At 41.0% G+C, this 18,936-nt stretch carries 10 protein-coding genes; 5 read left to right on the top strand and 5 right to left on the bottom strand.

Translation table 11 applies throughout. From position 1 onward, the window contains the following. Positions 1 to 12: 12 nt before the first annotated feature. From GD631_RS10385 to GD631_RS10365, 5 genes are all read right to left on the bottom strand, one after another. Complete coding sequence (locus GD631_RS10385) at positions 13 to 2,946, bottom strand: GH92 family glycosyl hydrolase (protein WP_143258146.1); 2,934 nt, start codon at positions 2,944 to 2,946, stop codon at positions 13 to 15. 113 nt (positions 2,947 to 3,059) lie between these two features. Beyond that, positions 3,060 to 4,694 (bottom strand): RagB/SusD family nutrient uptake outer membrane protein, encoded by a 1,635-nt coding sequence (locus GD631_RS10380; protein WP_143258145.1) that lies wholly within the window; start codon positions 4,692 to 4,694, stop codon positions 3,060 to 3,062. A 14-nt stretch (positions 4,695 to 4,708) separates the two neighbouring features. Continuing rightward, positions 4,709 to 7,918 carry a SusC/RagA family TonB-linked outer membrane protein gene (locus GD631_RS10375; RefSeq protein ID WP_143258144.1) on the bottom strand — a complete coding sequence of 1,070 codons (3,210 nt, stop codon included), beginning with the start codon at positions 7,916 to 7,918 and terminating at the stop codon, positions 4,709 to 4,711. 100 nt (positions 7,919 to 8,018) lie between these two features. Continuing rightward, entirely contained in the window at positions 8,019 to 8,843 is an 825-nt protein-coding gene (locus tag GD631_RS10370; RefSeq protein ID WP_143258143.1) for an ROK family protein, read from the bottom strand. A gap of 156 nt (positions 8,844 to 8,999) precedes the next feature. After that, a complete protein-coding gene (locus GD631_RS10365) occupies positions 9,000 to 9,992 on the bottom strand; it encodes a phosphatidylinositol-specific phospholipase C (protein WP_143258142.1) in 993 nt (330 codons plus the stop codon). A gap of 520 nt (positions 9,993 to 10,512) precedes the next feature. Between GD631_RS10365 and GD631_RS10360 the strand changes: the two genes are divergently transcribed. The 5 genes from GD631_RS10360 to GD631_RS10340 all read left to right on the top strand — a co-directional run bounded on the left by GD631_RS10360 (position 10,513) and on the right by GD631_RS10340 (position 18,928). Beyond that, positions 10,513 to 12,702, top strand: a complete 2,190-nt coding sequence (locus GD631_RS10360) for a glutamine synthetase III family protein (protein WP_143258141.1) — start codon at positions 10,513 to 10,515, stop codon at positions 12,700 to 12,702. A gap of 116 nt (positions 12,703 to 12,818) precedes the next feature. Further along, positions 12,819 to 13,520 carry a Crp/Fnr family transcriptional regulator gene (locus GD631_RS10355; RefSeq protein WP_009039694.1) on the top strand — a complete coding sequence of 234 codons (702 nt, stop codon included), beginning with the start codon at positions 12,819 to 12,821 and terminating at the stop codon, positions 13,518 to 13,520. Between the two features lie 30 nt (positions 13,521 to 13,550). Further along, entirely contained in the window at positions 13,551 to 14,105 is a 555-nt protein-coding gene (locus tag GD631_RS10350) for an RNA polymerase sigma-70 factor (protein ID WP_143258140.1), read from the top strand. A gap of 66 nt (positions 14,106 to 14,171) precedes the next feature. Beyond that, on the top strand, positions 14,172 to 15,332 hold the full coding sequence (locus GD631_RS10345; protein ID WP_143258139.1) for a FecR family protein: 1,161 nt from the start codon (positions 14,172 to 14,174) through the stop codon (positions 15,330 to 15,332). 29 nt (positions 15,333 to 15,361) lie between these two features. Further along, on the top strand, positions 15,362 to 18,928 hold the full coding sequence (locus tag GD631_RS10340; RefSeq protein WP_185911435.1) for a SusC/RagA family TonB-linked outer membrane protein: 3,567 nt from the start codon (positions 15,362 to 15,364) through the stop codon (positions 18,926 to 18,928). Positions 18,929 to 18,936: the final 8 nt, after the last annotated feature.

The following is an 18,936-nucleotide window of genomic DNA, read 5'->3' as shown; positions in this document are numbered from 1 at the left end:
CTGTATTGTTTATTATTTTACATATAAAGTTGAGGCAGGAACTGGCACAAACTCTTCTGCAGAGGGAAGTTTCCATGCCCAGCTGAGATGTTCGCCTTCATAATCTTCGAAATAGTAAAGTTTGTAAAAATGAAAGCCTTTTCTTAAAGCGATACGTCCGGTAGCAGGAATGGCGGCATGAGAACCGTCGTTATTCACTACCAGTTCATTGTCTATATACAAAACACTGCCATCATCAGAACGTGTCTGAAAAGTATAAACTCCATCTTCGGGGACATTGATAAGCCCGCTAAATATATAACCAAAATGATCTTCCTGTTTGGCATTCTTAATGGAAGGTTCCGGCATGATACCCGTTTCCAGCAAGGGTGTCTTTTCAATATCCGCCACTTTTTGATATGTCCCCTCGAAGTATTTATAAGAAGTACCGTTTTGAACGGGATTCACCGGAAGCGCAGCCTTCAGTTCGGCCTTGATGGCCTGAATAGACAAGACTTTGCTCGGGCGGAAACCTTCCCTAAATCCTTTTACCTTTATTTGAGTAGTCTTATCCAACCCGAACGGTTTCTCATAAAGTGGGGATGACTCTGTCGGCTCACTTCCATCCAACGTGTATCGGATCCCCGCTCCTGCAGTTGCCGTAGCAAGAGTGACTTCTGTTTTATCCATAAAGAGGTTCAGATCCCTATCCACAAAAGGAATGGACACCACATTCTCGCGGGTATAGGAATAAGGAGCGGCCTCTGCTGAAATTCCCCGGGTCTTATCCGGTATATCTGTTAAAGTAAAACGAAGCTCACCGCCTCCCGTCAGTTGTGCATAAGTGATGAAATTGGTATCTATCCGCTTGCCGTTCAGTTCTACTTTACTGATATAAATATTCTTCTTCGGATCATTGGCCAGAATGGTCAGCGTCTTTCCGTTTGCCAAATTGACAACCGCTCTCTCGAACAAAGGACTGGTCAACGCAAATTCATTACTTCCGGGACATACGGAATAAAAACCCAGACTGGATAGTATATACCAGGCAGACATCTGCCCGCAGTCTTCATTACCTATGATACCCTCGGGCACAGGCTTATACATTTCATGGAGCAACCGGCGTGTCATCTCTTGTGTCTTCCAGGGTTGTCCTACGTAATCATACAAATAAGCGATGTGATGACTCGGTTCATTCCCATGAACATATTGTCCTATCAGGCCGGTAATATCCACAAGATCTCCTTGCACACCCGATTCTACAGTAAAAATAGAATCAAGCGCAGTAATAAACTCTTCCTTCCCTCCAAACAGTTGCACCATTCCGTTCACATCATGGGGTGCAAAAAAACGATATTGCCAGGCAGTAGCTTCGGTATAGGCACGCCCCACTTCGACAGGATTGAATGGCGTTTCCCAATTACCATCCATCCGTTTGGGACGGAAAAATTTTGTAGAACCGTCAAATACATTAATATAGTTCTGTGAACGCTCCATGTACTTTTGATAAATATCTTCTTTTCCCATCTCCTGTGCCATACGTGCAATACACCAGTCATCATAAGCAAATTCCAACAGACAAGATATGGATTCTTTTTTAATGTTTGAAGGAATAAAGCCATATTTTATATAGTAATCCGCACCTTTCTTATTCTTTTCAGAAGAAACAATCATTGCTTCCAATGCTTTTCCCACATCAAAGCCTCTGATTCCCTTCAAGTAGGCATCGGCAATAACAGAAACCGAATGGTATCCGATCATAGTTCCTGTTTCTCCGGCAGAAAGCGGCCAGATGGGAAGTTCACCTGAAGCATCGTAAATATCAAGATAAGAATCGATCATATTAGTGACCAATGTAGTATCAATCAGCGTCATCAAGGGATTCCACGCGCGGAAAGTATCCCAAAGGGAAAAAGTGGAATATTGCACTTTACCTTTAGACAACTGACCTATCTCCATATTGTGCCGGCGAAATTCACCGTTGACATCACTCACTACATCGGGCACGACCATAGCGTGATACATAGCGGTATAGAAGTTCTTCAAATCGTCTGTATTGCCTCCCTCCACAGTAATGGATGAAAGTGCCTGTTCCCAAGCACTACGGGCGGCAGCACACACTGCGTCAAAATTAAAATCCTTTACTTCAGCGTCAAGGTTCTCACGCGCGTTGTCCACACTGACTATGGATAGTCCTACTTTGGCTATAACAGGCTCACTGTCTTTATCGTCAAACGCAAGAACGGCTTGCAAATCCGTGCCTGTCAATTTAGCTTCAGCAGAAAACATCTTTCTATCCTGCACAAAACCAACAGTTTGAAAAGGTTTCGAGAATCGAGCAACAAAATAAACATATTGGTTATCTGTCCAACCTCTGGTTCTTCTCATTCCTGCAATTTCATTGGAAGCCGTCTGCTCTAACCCGGCTTCATAAATATATTCATTATCAAGCAAGTGAGCTAAATCAATGATAATAGTCACAGGCTTGGCAGAGGGAAATGTATACCGATGCACACCAACATGAGTAGTTGCGGTCAATTCGGCTTTTATCCCTTCATCCTTCAGCAGTACCGAATAATATCCAGCTGATGCCTTCTCATCTTTGTGGGAAAAAACTGCCGGTCGGCAAATACTTCCTTCTGCTGTTAAGTCCGGACTTTGAGTAGTGGGACGAAACAGTATGTCGCCCAAGTCAATACATCCCGTTCCGCTAAGATGAGTGTGCGAAAAACCTTTTAAAGTAGTATCACTGTAATGATAGCCCGCACAAGCATCCCAGTTTCCGACACGGGTATCGGGACTCAATTGTACCCCACCGAAAGGAACGGTTGCACCCGGATAAGTATGACCATGAAACCCCGTACCTATAAAGGGATCTACATAGTCAACAGAGGATTGTTTACCGGACGAACAAGAACCGCAAACAAAAAATGCAATAACTGCACATGTAAGAATTTTAAATTTCATCAATTTACATGTTTGAGAATTTTATCTGCAAGGCTTGTTACCTTTTGGGGTACCAATCCTTGCAGATCAGACTAATGTTCTATTTCATGATGGATATCTTTCAAAAAGAAAGATTAATTATAGCCGTCATTCTGTTTCAACTTACCGTTAGACTTGGTTATCTGGTCATACGGATATGGGAATACCATCATATAATCTTTATAAGTACTCTTTACCTTATAGTCACCATAAGGTTCTATAGTAAAGCTGGATTCGGGATTAGAACGGTCTGCATACTTACGGATACGTGGACTAGCGTTCAGCTCTTTCTCTGCCAATTGTTTAATTTCAGCATTTGAAGAACGGTGCCAACGTTTGAGGTCAAATAAATGGTCGGTATATTCAAAAGCCAGTTCACAACGGCGTTCATGATACAAATCTGTCATAGTAGGGTTTTCAGTCAATTCTGTCAGGTTAGACCGTCTGCGAATACGGTTCAAGTCCTCTTTGGCTTTGCCCGGTTGGTCTGTCATCAGATAAGCCTCCGCACGGAACAGCAACATTTCAGCAAAACGAATCAACGGGAAGTTTACACGGGCAGTCGGCCAGTTTCCATTCGTGTTTACATAACCTTCTTTATCAGCATCTTTATGCTTAAAAGGATCCATATACTTGTTGATTTGAAAACCGACATCCAAATTCGTATCAGAATAGAATTTACGTTTTTCGCCAAAGAACTGGAATTCTTGGTTATATTCCAAAATGGAACGTACCAGACGTTCGTTACCGACACCGTCTTTCACCATCTCTTCATATATATCATAGGATGGCTTAATCTGCCCCCAGCCGTTATACACACCCCAGCCTTTATCTTCCAGAATTACACCTACAAACTCAACACCGCCACCAGAAGAACCGCCGTTAGAAGGTATAGACCAAATATACTCCTTATTCCAAAAATCTTTAAAGTCAGAAGAAAATATTTCAGCAAAAGTATCGGCCAAATCACGGTTATAATCAGTTTCTAATGAATTAACCATAGTAATCACATTGTTCCACTGGGTAACATCCCAAGTAGCCCAATAAGCATATACTTTAGCCTTGTAGGCCACAGCGGCAGCTTTATGCGGACGCCCTTTGTCATCATCTGTATATTCTTCAAACTTAGGCAGATAGGAAATAGCTTTATCCATATCTTCTATAATATACTTATAGTCATCAATTACAGATGCCTGTTGTGGAGGAATGGAATTATCGTAATCCCCCTCAAAATCTTCATAGCGTACGAAAGGAACTCCCTGCTCTTTCGTTCCGTAACGGTACGCAATCCAGAAATGGGCCATGCCACGCATAAAAAAGGCTTCACCCAAGCTCCGACTTTCTATTGCGCTCAATCCGCTTTTCTTCTCTTTGTCAAGTAACTGTTTGATAATCCAGTTGGAACGAGCCATATTTTGATAAAATAAATCAAATCCTCCTTTAATAGGATCTTCATTACCGGTATAGTCGAATGTTGCCAATGTATTGTAACCGCGTGTCTTAGCCCAAACAATATCACAGGCTGCCCCTTGCTCCCAAAATAATTCACGTCCGAAGCCCTTTTCCTGATGGATAGGCGCATAAAGTCCGTCGATGGCATCAATTGCTTGTTCATCATTCAAAAAATAGGATGTAGTAGCAGGATTTCCTTCCGGTTGCACATCCAGAAAGTCGGCGCAAGAGCATAATGCCAATGCCGATAAAGCCAATAATGGTATATATTTTTTCATAATCTCTGTTTTTATTAATAAGTTAATTTCACACCAAAAGAGAATACTCTGGATACAGGATACTTCATAGCATCCCAGCCGCCACATTCCGGATCCATACCCGAATAATCGGTTATTGTAAAGAGGTTCTCACCACTGAAATAAACAGACATGCGACTGCTACGCTCTTTTAGATGCGACCACTTTTGTAATACGTCTGATAAGTCATAGGAAACAGTCAGGTTTTTCAGACGCAAGTAGGAAGCGTCCTCCAAATACCAGTCAGATGCCGTACTGAAATTTGAATTCGGATCATTCTTTGACAGTCTGGGAATATTTGAAGAGGTGTTTGTCGAACTCCAAGCGTTCAGAATATCCTTTGTACGGTTAAAATTACCATCTACATCACTCAATGTCATATATTTCGCAGCATAGAATGCTTGTGCACCACCTACACCCTGAAACATAGCACTGACAGACAGTTTCTTATAAGTAGCCCCTAATGTGAAAGCATACGTTGTCTTCGGAGTAGCACTACCGCAATATTGACGGTCTTTATCATCAATCTTACCGTCATTGTTGTAATCTACGAACTTCAGGTCACCGGCTTTGGCATTTGCCTGAATACCCTTCCACTCCTTGTTACCATTAGAGTCAGTAACATAAGTACCATGCTCTTTATTCCAAGACGCAACTTCAGCATCGCTCTGGAAAATGCCAGCAGTTTTAATCAGATAGTAAGAATTCAAAGGTTCTCCCTCAGCAGTCTGGCGGGTAAAAGGAATATTGCGGAATTTAGAATCACTATCAGTCCATACACCAGGAGTACCATCGGCATTCTTTACACCTATATCGGAAACCCAGTTCTTCAAATACGAAAAGTTAGCAGATACAAAATAAGAGAAATTCTGGTTGATACGATCGCTCCAGTTAGCTGATATTTCAAAACCACGATTGCGAACTTCACCTTGATTAATCAACATCGGGTCCAATCCGATAGTACTCGGCCAATCCATGGTCTGTTCCTGAATCAGGTTAAAAGTACGCTTATCAAAATAGTCGAATGACAAAGACAAACGGTTATTGAACATTTCAACATCCAAACCCAAGTCATATTGTTCAGATGTCTCCCATGTCAGGTTCTTATTCATGGCAGTAGAGTTATACACGAAGTTGTTCCAAGTAGTATTATTCATCACACCATATTGAGCTTGTTCCTGCCAATACGTCGTTCCCAACAAAAGTGATTTGTAGTTATAGTTGATAGAACCCAAATTACCAACGCGTCCCCAAGAAGCACGTAACTTCAGCAAACTGATAAAATCATTTTTCTTAAAGAACTTCTCGTTAGAAATCTTCCATGCTAATGTTACTGCAGGAAAATCACCGAAATTATTATCTTTCGGCAGACGACCTGCATAATCGCGACGCCAAGAGGCTGTAGCAAAATAACGATCATCGTAAGAATAAGCCAGACGGGCTACCAATGAGACATTGGCATCAGGTCCTGTCATTTTATCGGTAGCCGAAGTGGAACCTGCATATGACAAATATTGTAAATACGGGCTCTCATCGGTAAAGTTCTTACCGTTTACTTCAAGACTGCGCATTACAAAATGATCGGCCGTAGTAGAGAACAAAGCACCCACTGTGTGTTTTCCGAAAGTATTATCATAGGTCAACGTATTCTCTGTTTTCCATGCATCCCTACGATAATTGGTAATATCCATGTTATTTGAGTTATTAGGTTTACCCGGCTCATCCTGAATAGGACGGAAATTTTTATAATTATTACTCTTCAAATTATAAGTAAAGCGGCTGGTAAACTTCAGACCTTGTACCACATTAGCTATTTGCAAGCTTGTAGTGCTCCAGACATCACTAGTTCTATTAAAACGGTTTTCTGCTTTCAACAAACGTACCGGATTGACAGCATCACCATGAGCACCGGCAAAGTTACTTCCATACTTGGCTATGTATTCAGGATCTTCGGTAGTGGTTCCTCCCCAAGTCCCATCTAACGGATTATATACTGTAGCACTGGCAGGCATATAGATTGCTGATAAAACAGGACCTGTATATGCATCGTCTGTGTCCTTTGTACGGCTCTCCGTGTTTTTCCATACAAAATCTTCACTGATAGACACCCATTTATTCAAATCGAACTTACCATTGTAACGTATGGAATAATTCTTATTATACGTATTAACCAATACTCCCTCGTCGTTATCAAATGAGAAAGACAAACGACTTGAAAAATTTTCAGTACCTACATTCAACGCTATGTTATGACGTTGATAAAAAGCTGTACGAAAAATCTCGTCCATCCAATTAGTACGAGTAGTACCAATCCAGGGATTCTTTGCCACATCCCAACCATCGGGAAGTGACATATCCGCATTGGCATAAGAACGCTTACGCATCTCTAATTCACCTTCAGCATCCAACGGTTCCGGCAAGTTTGTAGCCTGACGAACCCCATAAGTACCCTCGTAGCTGAGAGTAGGCGTACCCGCCTTAGCCTTCTTGGTAGTGACCAGAATTACACCGCCTGCACCTGACTGTGCACCATATATAGCGGCAGAGGCAGCATCTTTCAATACTACAATAGACTCAATATCACTCATTGAAGCAATAGGAGCCCCCGGAACCCCATCAACTACCCAGAGTACATTATCTCCACCTTGTTCTACGCCAGCTATTTTACGTTTGTAAGAACCTTGTCCACGGATAGTGATCGTAGGAGTAGCAGTAGGGTCACCCCCATTGGCTTGTACTGTAACACCAGCCAACTGACCTTGCAACATACTTTCTGTAGAGCTAACCGGGCGAGTGGTCAATTCATCCGTATTGCTCAATACACCTACAGCTGCCGACAAATCCTGCTTACGTGAATTCGCGCCATAACCTAACACAACCACTTCATCCAGAAGTTCCGAATCCTCTTTCAAAATAACCATTAAAGGTTTACCGGTAACTTGCACTTCCTGGTTTGCATAGCCAACATAACTTATAACCAACACGGCATTTTTATCAGTTGACAATTCGAACTTTCCATCCACATCTGTAATAACTCCGTTAGAAGTCCCTTTGATCAAAACGTTGGCTCCGATTGCAGGCTCACCCGTTTGATCTTTTACTGTCCCTTTCACTAAAATTTGCTGTGCATAGGCACTAGCTGACAAAAACAGTACGAACAAAATAGTCAGAATCTTTTGATAGATTCTAAAGTTTGCTTGTCTCATACATTTAAAATTTAAAGTTTATAATATTGATAATTTTAAATCTGCCCCAAAGGTCACAAGACAGAAATTATATTCGAATTACAAAAAGATTATACTTTGATTACTTTATCAAAACAGAAGCTCCCAGCAAACTAGCATCTTTCTGATGGGAAACCTTCACCTCTACTCTATCCAATATAACTTTGTAAGGGAAACTCTGCATCGCATTTTCCATAGCTCCTTTAAATAAAGGAAATGCTGGTGCGATACCTCCTCCCAAAATAACAGCCTGCGGAGCATACACTAGAAGAACTGCTTTCATAAGGTTACCCAAATGAATTCCAAATTCTTTCCATATTTTCAATGCAGCCCGGTCTCCGCTATTTGCCTTTTCAGCAGCTTCGGCACCAGTAGTATTGTACCGTTTAAAAAAGAAACTGCTACAATATTGCTCAAAGTCGGAATCTAAATATGGCAATGTTCCTATTTCGCCTGCTCCCATAAATTCGCCACCATAGAGACGATGGTCAATGATGACCCCTGCCCCGATACCAGTTCCTATGGTCATCCCTACCATGTTGGCATAAGGTTGCCCCTCACCGAACATTTTCACCCCCAAGGTGAAACAATTAGAATCGTTGTTAATAGCAACAGGTACTCTGAACTCACTTTCCAAAGCCTCTTTCAAATAAATTTCCTTCCAGGAGGAGATGTTTGCCACATTATAAACAACCCCTTTTTCCGAATCTACAATAGAAGGGACACCTATGCCAATGCCTTCTACATGTTCGTTCATCATTCTTTCAATAAGCTGAGATAGTAAATTGAGAATCGTGGAAGCATCTTGCTGCGATGGACAGGCAACCGATATCTTATTAAGACACCTGCCATTCTCCACTTGTGCTATCCGAACATGGGTTCCACCTAAATCTATTGACAGTTTCATAGCATTACACTTTTTTATTTTTAATTATAGACAAATGTAAGAATTGGATTTTCAGTATAAAGTATCAAATGCGTATATTATTCTTCACTTTGCGCATTTCTATTATAGGAATTTTATAATAATAAAGAGAAAATTGTTTGCTTTGATAGAGCAGCCTTACTTCATATTGCTTTCAATTAAATATTCCACCATTTTTTTACCGCCTTTATCATTCATAAAATCAATAAAAACAATACCGCAATTCCGTTTGTGTTCCTGCTCCAGATAGTCTGCTACTGGTTGATTAATTTGATCTGCAAAGATCTTAGGTGTTCCCAAGGGCAGTCCGGTCGCACTTACAAAGCTAATGCCCCATCTACATGAAGAAGCGGGCTCACCAGATACTACATCAAAGTTGCGAATTATGGTTTTAATTTTCTTTTTGGCATCTTTGCCTGACTCATATTGATATTCATCTTGAAGTAACACATACCCTTCATTTCCATCTTTATTAAGAAGAGTAAGCAGACATGTTCTATTATCTTCCCAACCTACACAAGCAGCACCCGGATAATTAATCATAGCAGAGTCTCTATGCAAAAAAAGAATCTTTCCGCGACAGTCCTCTAATGTCAAATCAGGACGAAAATCGGTTACGAAATAATCTTGATATACAGGATTACTTAAAGAAGCAGACACCAAAGATGCATAATCCTGCAACTCTCCGCCCTCCTTTTTCAGTGAGACAATCAATGTTTCAGAAGGGTATGTCTGCAAAAAAGAGATAAAGGTAGGTAATACATCATCTTCCCAATATATATCCTGAAAAGCATAACTATGAAAGATGCCTAATTTATCATTCTTCTTTTCCAAACGAATATCAAAAGCGCGAATTCCTAACTGCAACTGAACAGGAATAGTTTCAGACTGCGTCTTCAACAGTTCTCCACCTTTGGTCGTACCACTATCATGCGTACCGGGAATGGATATTTTGCACATTAACAGTGTATCAGGAAGACACTTCATCCACGTTGCTTTTTCCACACTACCTTTCAAGCACATACTAGTATCGACGTATTGAAGGCTAACACTCCCCACATAAGCCGGAGAAAATAATACGGATATGACCAAAGCCAATACATAAGACATTCGTGAATACTTTCGCTCCATAAGATACCGCTTATAAGTTATAATGAGCGCAAAGTTAAAAGGTTCATTTTCCTTCCACATTCTCTATTGCGTATTTAGTTCTTCATTTTGCGTAAACATTTTCTCAGGTATGCTCATCTCTTTTCTATTCAAATACTAAATTTACTCACCGCCTCTGTAGAAAATAATATCTCCAAGTGCACAAATTAAATCGAAGCACTATAGTCTCTCTTTCGAAGTACTATAGTCAAACGCAACGTTGACTATAGTACTTCTTTCGTCTGACTATAGTCGGACGAATAAATTCATGCAACCAGAGTAGATAGATTTAGCATACCTCCCCTATAATTTTAGTATATCGAGGAATAATTACAATTAGTGAGAAATGAATTAGCACATAAAACCAGGGAATCGGCAACCAAGCAAGGGGGTATTTCTTTATAAAACACATGTTTTTCTAAAAATACCCCCTTTAAAATAGGGGTACTTTCAGAAAAAACATATAATTTTGCGCCATCAACCGATAAAAAGTAGACCATTTATGTCAAAAATGCGTTTTTTCGCCTTACAAGAGCTTTCCAACCGGAAACCTCTGGAAGTAATCACTCCTTCCAACAAACTCTCAGATTATTATGGTAGCCATGTGTTCGACCGCAAGAAGATGCAAGAATATCTTCCCAAAGAAGCCTACAAGGCCGTAACCGATGCTATCGAAAAAGGTACGCCCATCAGCCGGGAAATGGCAGACCTGATCGCCAACGGCATGAAGAGTTGGGCTAAGTCACTCAACGTCACTCACTACACCCACTGGTTCCAGCCTCTAACAGACGGAACAGCCGAGAAACACGACGGCTTTATCGAATTCGGTGAAGACGGCGGAGTTATCGAACGCTTTTCCGGAAAACTGCTGATCCAACAAGAGCCGGATGCTTCTTCTTTCCCTAACGGTGGTATCCGCAACACTTTCGAAGCGCGAGGCTATACTGCCTGGGATGTTTCTTCCCCGGCATTCGTGGTAGATACCACTCTTTGTATCCCCACTATCTTCATTTCTTATACGGGTGAAGCACTGGACTACAAAACTCCATTATTGAAAGCACTTGCCGCCGTAGATAAAGCAGCTACGGAAGTTTGTCAGCTATTCGACAAAAACATCACACGTGTATACACAAATCTGGGGTGGGAACAAGAATATTTCCTTGTCGACTCTTCTTTATATAATGCACGTCCCGACCTCTGCCTGACAGGACGGACACTGATGGGACACTCTTCTGCCAAAGACCAACAGTTGGAAGACCACTATTTCGGCTCCATTCCTCCACGTGTCACCGCATTTATGAAAGAACTCGAAATCGAGTGTCACAAACTGGGTATTCCTGCCAAAACCCGCCATAACGAAGTAGCTCCCAACCAATTTGAGTTGGCCCCTATCTTCGAAAACTGTAACCTTGCCAACGACCACAACCAGCTTGTCATGGATTTGATGAAACGTATCGCAAGGAAACATCATTTCAATGTACTCCTGCATGAGAAACCATACAACGGAGTAAACGGTTCAGGCAAGCATAACAACTGGTCACTTTGTACAGATACGGGGATTAACCTGTTTGCTCCCGGAAAGAATCCGAAAGGCAACATGCTGTTCCTCACTTTTCTGGTAAATGTATTGATGATGGTCTATAAAAACCAAAATCTGTTGCGTGCTTCCATTATGAGTGCCAGCAACAGCCATCGTCTGGGAGCCAACGAAGCTCCTCCCGCTATCCTTTCCTGTTTCCTGGGGTCACAACTTTCGGCCACTCTCGACGAAATTGTCCGCCAAGTAGGAAACGAAAAGATGACACCGGAAGAAAAAACGACATTAAAACTAGGCATCGGACGTATTCCCGAAATCCTGCTGGATACCACCGACCGTAACCGCACCTCTCCTTTCGCATTCACCGGAAATCGTTTCGAATTCCGTGCCGCAGGTTCTTCCTCTAACTGCGCCGCTGCAATGATCGCCATTAACGCTGCTATGGCAAATCAGTTGAATGAATTCCGCGCATCAGTAGAAAAATTAATGGAAGAAGGCGTAGGCAAAGACGAAGCTATTTTCCGTCTACTGAAAGAAACGATTATCGCTTCCGAACCAATCCGCTTTGAGGGTGACGGTTATTCCGAAGAATGGAAACAGGAAGCCGCACGCCGCGGACTGACTAACATCTGCCACGTACCGGAAGCCCTGATGCACTATGTTGACAATCAATCCAAATCAGTGCTGATCGGCGAACGTATTTTCAACGAAACCGAATTGAACAGCCGCCTGGAAGTAGAACTGGAAAAATACACCATGAAGGTGCAAATCGAAGGCCGCGTACTAGGTGATCTTGCCATCAACCACATCGTACCTACTGCTGTTGCTTACCAAAACCGGTTGCTCGAAAATCTTCGCGGACTGAAAGAAATATTCCCGGCTGAAGAATACGAAGTATTGAGTGCCGACCGCAAAGAACTGATCCGTGAAATTTCACACCGGGTAACTTCCATTAAAGTACTGGTTCGTGAAATGACCGAAGCACGGAAAGTTGCCAACCATCTGGAAAACTACAAGGAAAAAGCGTTTGCATACGAAGAAAAAGTACGTCCATACCTTGACCAAATCCGCGATCACATCGACCATTTGGAGATGGAAGTGGACGATGAGATATGGCCGTTACCCAAATATAGGGAACTGTTATTTACCAAATAAAATGCCTGTAAGATTGCACGAAAGCTCCCACTTTTGTGCAATCTTTTTATAGATTCGTTCATTTTCTCATTTTTTCTTTTTACTTTTGTGCTGTATAACACAGTTTTGTAGCACTCATGGTAAAAATGAATATGTCAGACATCGATATTTCGGAACCGTTATCCGATATGTTAGCTCCTTTAAATAATGAGCAAAAGGAGTTTCTGATGAACAATTATACAATACAAACCTACAAAAAGAATGAAACCATCTACTGCGAAGGAGAAACACCTTCTCATCTGATGTGCCTTATCAGTGGGAAAGTAAAAATCTTCAAAGATGGCGTGGGAGGTAGAAGTCAGATTATTCGCATGATTAAACCACGCGAATACTTTGCTTATCGTGCTTATTTTGCCAAACAAGATTTTGTAACTGCTGCAGCAGCTTTCGAGCCTTCCGTTGTTTGTCTGATTCCCATGAATGCTATCCTGACCTTAGTTGCCCAAAATAACGACCTGGCCATGTTCTTTATCCGCCAGTTGTCTATTGACCTCGGCATTTCTGACGAACGTACCGTTAATCTGACACAAAAGCATATCCGCGGACGCTTGGCCGAATCTCTCATCTTTCTGAAAGAAAGTTACGGGCTGGAAGAAGATGGATCTACTTTGAGCATTTATCTTTCACGCGAAGATTTAGCTAATCTCTCTAATATGACTACTTCGAATGCTATCCGCACACTGTCGCAATTCGCTACGGAACGGCTGATTACGATCGATGGAAGAAAGATCAAAATCATCGAAGAAGAAAAGCTGAAAAAAATAAGTAAGATTGGATAAGTTCCTTGTACCAATCCTCCACTCTAAATAGTGAACATACATATAGAAAATATAATTGCAGACATAAAACGTGGTAACAAACTAGCTTTCAAAAAGCTATTTGATGACTACTATCCTATTCTTTGTGTTTTCTCCTCCCACTATATTGATGACAAAGAAGTGTGCAAAGACATCGCACAAGATGCGTTGCTAGCTTATTGGGAGCGGAAAGAAGATTTCGATAACATTCTGAAAGTAAAAAGTTTCCTTTATACCGTCACTCGAAACAAATGTCTGAATCATCTCAAACATGAACAATTAGACATTCCAGTTTTCCCCAGACAAGAAGAGTTTGACAGTGGTTTTGAAGCCGCTATTATCGAACAGGAAACATTCCGCATAGTTCGCAAAGCGGTAGAAGAATTGCCTACCCAAATGCGAAATATTATATTATACTCTATGAAAGGGTTAAAAAACCATGAGATTGCTGACAAATTGCAAATATCAGAGGGTACTGTCCATACGTTAAAGAAAATCGCCTATCGCAAACTCCGCGAAAGTCTTAAAGGTATAAATTACGCCTTATTACTCTTTTTATGCAAATAAAGTAACTTTTTGATTACCCCGTTTTTTCGATTGGATTGTTTTATATACAAACAAATCCTAAAAACGATGAATTCATTCAAAGAAAACTTTAGAATTGCAAAATTCCTTGCTTCTCTATTCACACATTCGTCTATCCCGGAGGAAGAAAAAGCCTACCGTGAATGGATTAATGAAAATCCGGAGCATCAAAAGCTAGCCAAACGAATATTGAATGAGGAAACGTATGAAAAAAACACTCAGTTAATCAAAAGTTTCTCTTCACAAAAAGCATGGGACAAAATCTACCCGCTATTGGGAGGAGAAAAAGCATCCGGTTTCCTTTCATGGAGAAAGAGCCTGAAATATGCAGCTCTCATTTTGCTTCTGATAATACCGGCTTCCTACCTTATATATAATTGGGTAGCCAGAGAGCCCATCGGCGAAATCGCTCCAGGAACCCATGGCGGAGAACTTACTTTAAGTAACGGCAACACCTTCAATCTTTTCGATAATGTCCTCCCGGAAGGTGTAGCTGAAATGTTCATCATTGATTCTAAAGGGATCAATTATCAAACTCCTGCCAACAAACCCAAAGTGAAAGAAATCAAGAACACACTCCGTACACTGCATGGCATGGAATGTCACATTGTCCTTTCAGATGGCACAAAAGTACATCTGAATGCAGAATCAAAACTGACTTACCCTATTTGTTTCAACGATAAGGAACGTATCGTACAGGTTGAAGGTGAAGCCTATTTTGATGTTGCTCCGGATAAAGCACATCCGTTTATCGTACAGACACCGCATACCTCTATTCGGGTGACAGGAACTTCTTTCAACGTAAGGGCTTATGCGGATGAAGAAGTGGAAAGTACAACACTAGTCAGTGGAGCTGTAAAGATTAACAGTGAAAATGAAGATTATGAATTGATTCCAAACCAACACTTCGCATATGACAAAAATAGTAGGAAAAGTACCGTATCTAACGTAAATACAGAATTATACACTTCCTGGGAATCCGGATCATTCATCTTCATGAATATTCCTCTTGAGAATGTAATGTCATATCTTTCCAAATGGTACGGATTCAAATACACCTTTGAAGACGACGCAGCCAAACAGGTACAAATCGGAGCTTATCTCAACCGCTATGCAAACATGAATCCCATTATCGACATGATAATGGAATTAAATATGGTAGACATAAAACAGAGAGAAGGTATATTGCACATTTCCTATAAACAATAACTATTAATACATATTATAACTAACGCATTATGAAAAAACGAACACAATCCTCATCAAAGGGGGTATCTTACGTAAGCAGATATTTCGTCAAGTTCTGTCTTTTATGGATATTCTCCCTCTCTTCACTTATGATTCAAGCACAAGACAATCAGCGAATTTCCGTTGATCTGCGAGGTGAAAGCCTGGAATCTACGATTTGGTACTTGCAAAACCGCACAAAGTTCGTCTTTATGTATGCAACAGAAGATATCGCTAACGTAACTGATATCAGTGTAAGGGCAAAAAACAAAACGATCACCGAGATTCTGGATGAATGTCTGGAAGGGACCAATCTGACTTATGAAGTGTCAGGCAACGCTATCGTTATCAAGAAAAGAAAAAATAATAAAATCACGATTAGCGGATGGATACGTGACGCTAGCGGTGAAGCACTTCCCGGAGCTACGGTCACCGTCCGGGGATCAAAGCACGGGGCCATCGCCGGGTTGGACGGACATTATACCTTTAATATTCCTGCGCAAGAAGGGTTAATATTAACTTATTCATTCATCGGAATGGAGAAAAAGACCGTAAGATATACAGGAAAGAAAACAATTAATGTCACTCTGAATAGCTCTAGTACAGAAATTGATGAAGTAGTTGTAACCGGATATCAGAATATTCAGCGCCGTGACTTGGTAGGTTCTATTACCACAGTAAAAGCGAAAGATATTATAATGCCTTCGTATACCACGATTGACCAAATGTTGCAGGGACGTGTAGCAGGTATGATTGTCACCAATACAAGTAGCCGTGTAGGTACTGCCCCGAAAATTCAAATCCGTGGAACCAGTACCTTGCTGGGTAATCAGGATCCACTTTGGGTAGTTGATGGCATTATTCAGGAAGACCCGCTGGAACTGAATGCATCTTCCTTAATGACAGAGGACTTAAAAAACATCATCGGTAACCAAATCTCTTGGTTAAATCCGGCTGATATCGAAAGCATCAGTATTCTGAAAGATGCTTCCGCAACCGCTATTTATGGTTCGAAAGCATCGAATGGTGTGATTGAGATCACAACCAAAAAGAATACGACTGATCGTCTAAGCGTCAATTACACATCTAATTTTGTAATGGGTACGCGCCCTAACTATGGACAGTTTAATTATATGAACTCCAAAGAAAGAGTACAATTCTCACAAGAAGCTTTTAACTGGGGAACTCCTTATGGCGCAGAACCAATCAAACAAATGTATACTTATGAAGGATTATTGAATATGTATCTGTCGCATGATATATCTTCTGAAGAATTTTTGGCACAACGCAATGTGTTGGAAACACAAAACACGGATTGGTTCAAACTGCTAACCCGCCGCTCTTTCAGTCATAACCATAATATAAGTGTTTCCGGTGGGACAAATAAATACAGTTATGCAGCTTCTATGGGATATTCCAATAGCGAAGGACAGGAAATTGGAAACGATAGTGAACGCATGACCGGACGTCTTGCCATCACCATACGCCCGGTACAAAAACTGACAATAAATGCAACGATTAACGGTAGCGTAACGACGAATAATGGCTTTGCCGGGGGAGTCAATCCTATGGGGTACGCTACTACTACCAATCGTTCAATAGATCCCGATGCCTACTATCAAAAGAACGCCACATATACATACAATAGCGGAGTAAAATCATTATCATACAATTTCGTAAATGAACGGAACAATAGTGGATCAAAATCCAAATCAAGCTTTATGTCAGCCTCATTGGACTTGAAATGGAATATTCTGGACTGGTTGACTTACCAGTTCACCGGAGGATATTCTGATAATAACAGTACGAACGAAGCCTGGGAAACCGAACAAACGTTCTATATTGCTGAAGCATATCGTGGCTATGATTTCAACTCTGTCTCACCAAACAGTAAAGAGTTTGGAGCAGCCTTACTCCCATTTGGTGGTGAATTATTCACAAACAACGCACAGCAGTACTCTTACAACATTCAGAATAAACTTCAATTCAGTAAAGCCTTCAATAATGAGAACCGAATTAATGCCTTAATAGGTATGGAATTACGTTCTTCCACCAATAAAAGTGTCAGCAATACTGTATGGGGATATGCCCCGGATAGAGGAGAAGTAATAACATTACCAACCACTCCACAAGCTTTTACACCTATTACAGGTTCTAAAGACGAAGGATGGGGGCTTTTAAAAAAGATATATGACGGTGGATGGAGAAAGGTCAATACTACAGACAATTACCTTTCCGTATTCGCCACATTGGCATATTCACTCAAAAACCGATATGTCGTTAATGCAAACATACGTAATGATGCCTCCAACCGTTTCGGTCAAGATGCTAATCACCGTATTGATCCTACCTATTCATTCGGTTTCTCCTGGAGAGCTTCAGAAGAGGACTTCATGAAGAAATATGTAAAATGGATAACAACCTTAAATTTCCGCGGCACCTATGGTATTCAAGGAAATGCAGTAACGCGCATTAGTCCGGATTTGATTTTAAATCAGGGGAAAGTAGCTAATCTATACAACAGATATCAGTCTACCATCTCCCAAATCCCAAATCCGAATCTATCATGGGAACGTACCAAATCATGGAATTTCGGTGTAGACCTGGAGTTATTCAGTATGTTTTATATGAATTTGGAATATTATACACGACGCTCCAATGCGATTGTTGAGCTGGAATTACCTTATGAATATGGAATAACATCCATGAAACGCAACGGTGGTATTATCCACAACAGAGGTATCGAATATACACTAACTTTCACCCCGATACAGAAACGAGACTACGCATTAAGTGTCAGCCTGAATGCTTCGAAGAACTGGAATGAAGGAGGACATACAGACATTGATGTCAATGCAGCTTCTTTTTTAAGCGGGCGTTCAGATATTGTACTAAAAGAAGGATATCCGCTCAGCAGTTTCTGGTCATACTCTTTTGCCGGATTAGACGGGAAAACCGGTGAAGCTTTATTCAACCTTTTGGATATTCCGGAAGAAGAACGTAGCAGACAAATCGATCCGACTACTTATCTGGTATATTCTGGTCAGAAAGAGCCTTATTTCACCGGTGGATTGAGCTTAAGTTTCCGCTATAAATCATTGACTTTAAACACAAGTTTTTCACTTCTACTTGGTAACAAGAAACGTTTACCATCGCCATATGAACAGTTCGCAAGTTCGTATTATATGCCAGATCCGTATACAAATATAAACCGCGATTTGTTGAACCGTTGGAAAGAACCGGGAGATGAAGCACACACAATTATTCCTTCTTTACCCAGAGCAGGTATGGCCTATGTGGAATTGCCCAATAATGAGAGTGTTTATAGAATTCCATTATGGGAACAATCTGACGCTATGGTGGTCAGTGGTTCTTTCTTACGCTGTCGCAACATCGGCCTATCCTGGCAAATGAAACGCGAGTGGTGCGAAAAGATATATATGAAAAATCTATCACTCAACTTTAACATGGATAACATCTTCGTTATCGCCAGCAAACGTTTCAACGGTTTCGACCCGGAAGTTAGCAACAGTGTACTTCCACGGAATTATTCATTAGGTATTAACATTGGTTTCTAAAAAATAAA

Origin of the sequence: Bacteroides luhongzhouii (assembly GCF_009193295.2) — a bacterium.
In the GTDB taxonomy this organism is placed as follows: domain Bacteria; phylum Bacteroidota; class Bacteroidia; order Bacteroidales; family Bacteroidaceae; genus Bacteroides; species Bacteroides luhongzhouii.
Note: the sequence above shows the minus strand (reverse complement) of the source record. Positions and strands in the feature narration are given on the sequence as shown.

Excerpts from the sequence above, each read along its gene's own strand:
- GD631_RS10345 (WP_143258139.1), top strand. The coding sequence starts at position 14,172 with ATGAATTCATTCAAAGAAAACTTTAGAATTGCAAAATTCCTTGCTTCT.
- GD631_RS10355 (WP_009039694.1), top strand. The coding sequence starts at position 12,819 with ATGGTAAAAATGAATATGTCAGACATCGATATTTCGGAACCGTTATCC.
- GD631_RS10340 (WP_185911435.1), top strand. The coding sequence starts at position 15,362 with ATGAAAAAACGAACACAATCCTCATCAAAGGGGGTATCTTACGTAAGC.
- GD631_RS10380 (WP_143258145.1), bottom strand. The coding sequence starts at position 4,694 with ATGAAAAAATATATACCATTATTGGCTTTATCGGCATTGGCATTATGC.
- GD631_RS10360 (WP_143258141.1), top strand. The coding sequence starts at position 10,513 with ATGTCAAAAATGCGTTTTTTCGCCTTACAAGAGCTTTCCAACCGGAAA.
- GD631_RS10375 (WP_143258144.1), bottom strand. The coding sequence starts at position 7,918 with ATGAGACAAGCAAACTTTAGAATCTATCAAAAGATTCTGACTATTTTG.
- GD631_RS10385 (WP_143258146.1), bottom strand. The coding sequence starts at position 2,946 with ATGAAATTTAAAATTCTTACATGTGCAGTTATTGCATTTTTTGTTTGC.
- GD631_RS10370 (WP_143258143.1), bottom strand. The coding sequence starts at position 8,843 with ATGAAACTGTCAATAGATTTAGGTGGAACCCATGTTCGGATAGCACAA.
- GD631_RS10365 (WP_143258142.1), bottom strand. The coding sequence starts at position 9,992 with ATGGAGCGAAAGTATTCACGAATGTCTTATGTATTGGCTTTGGTCATA.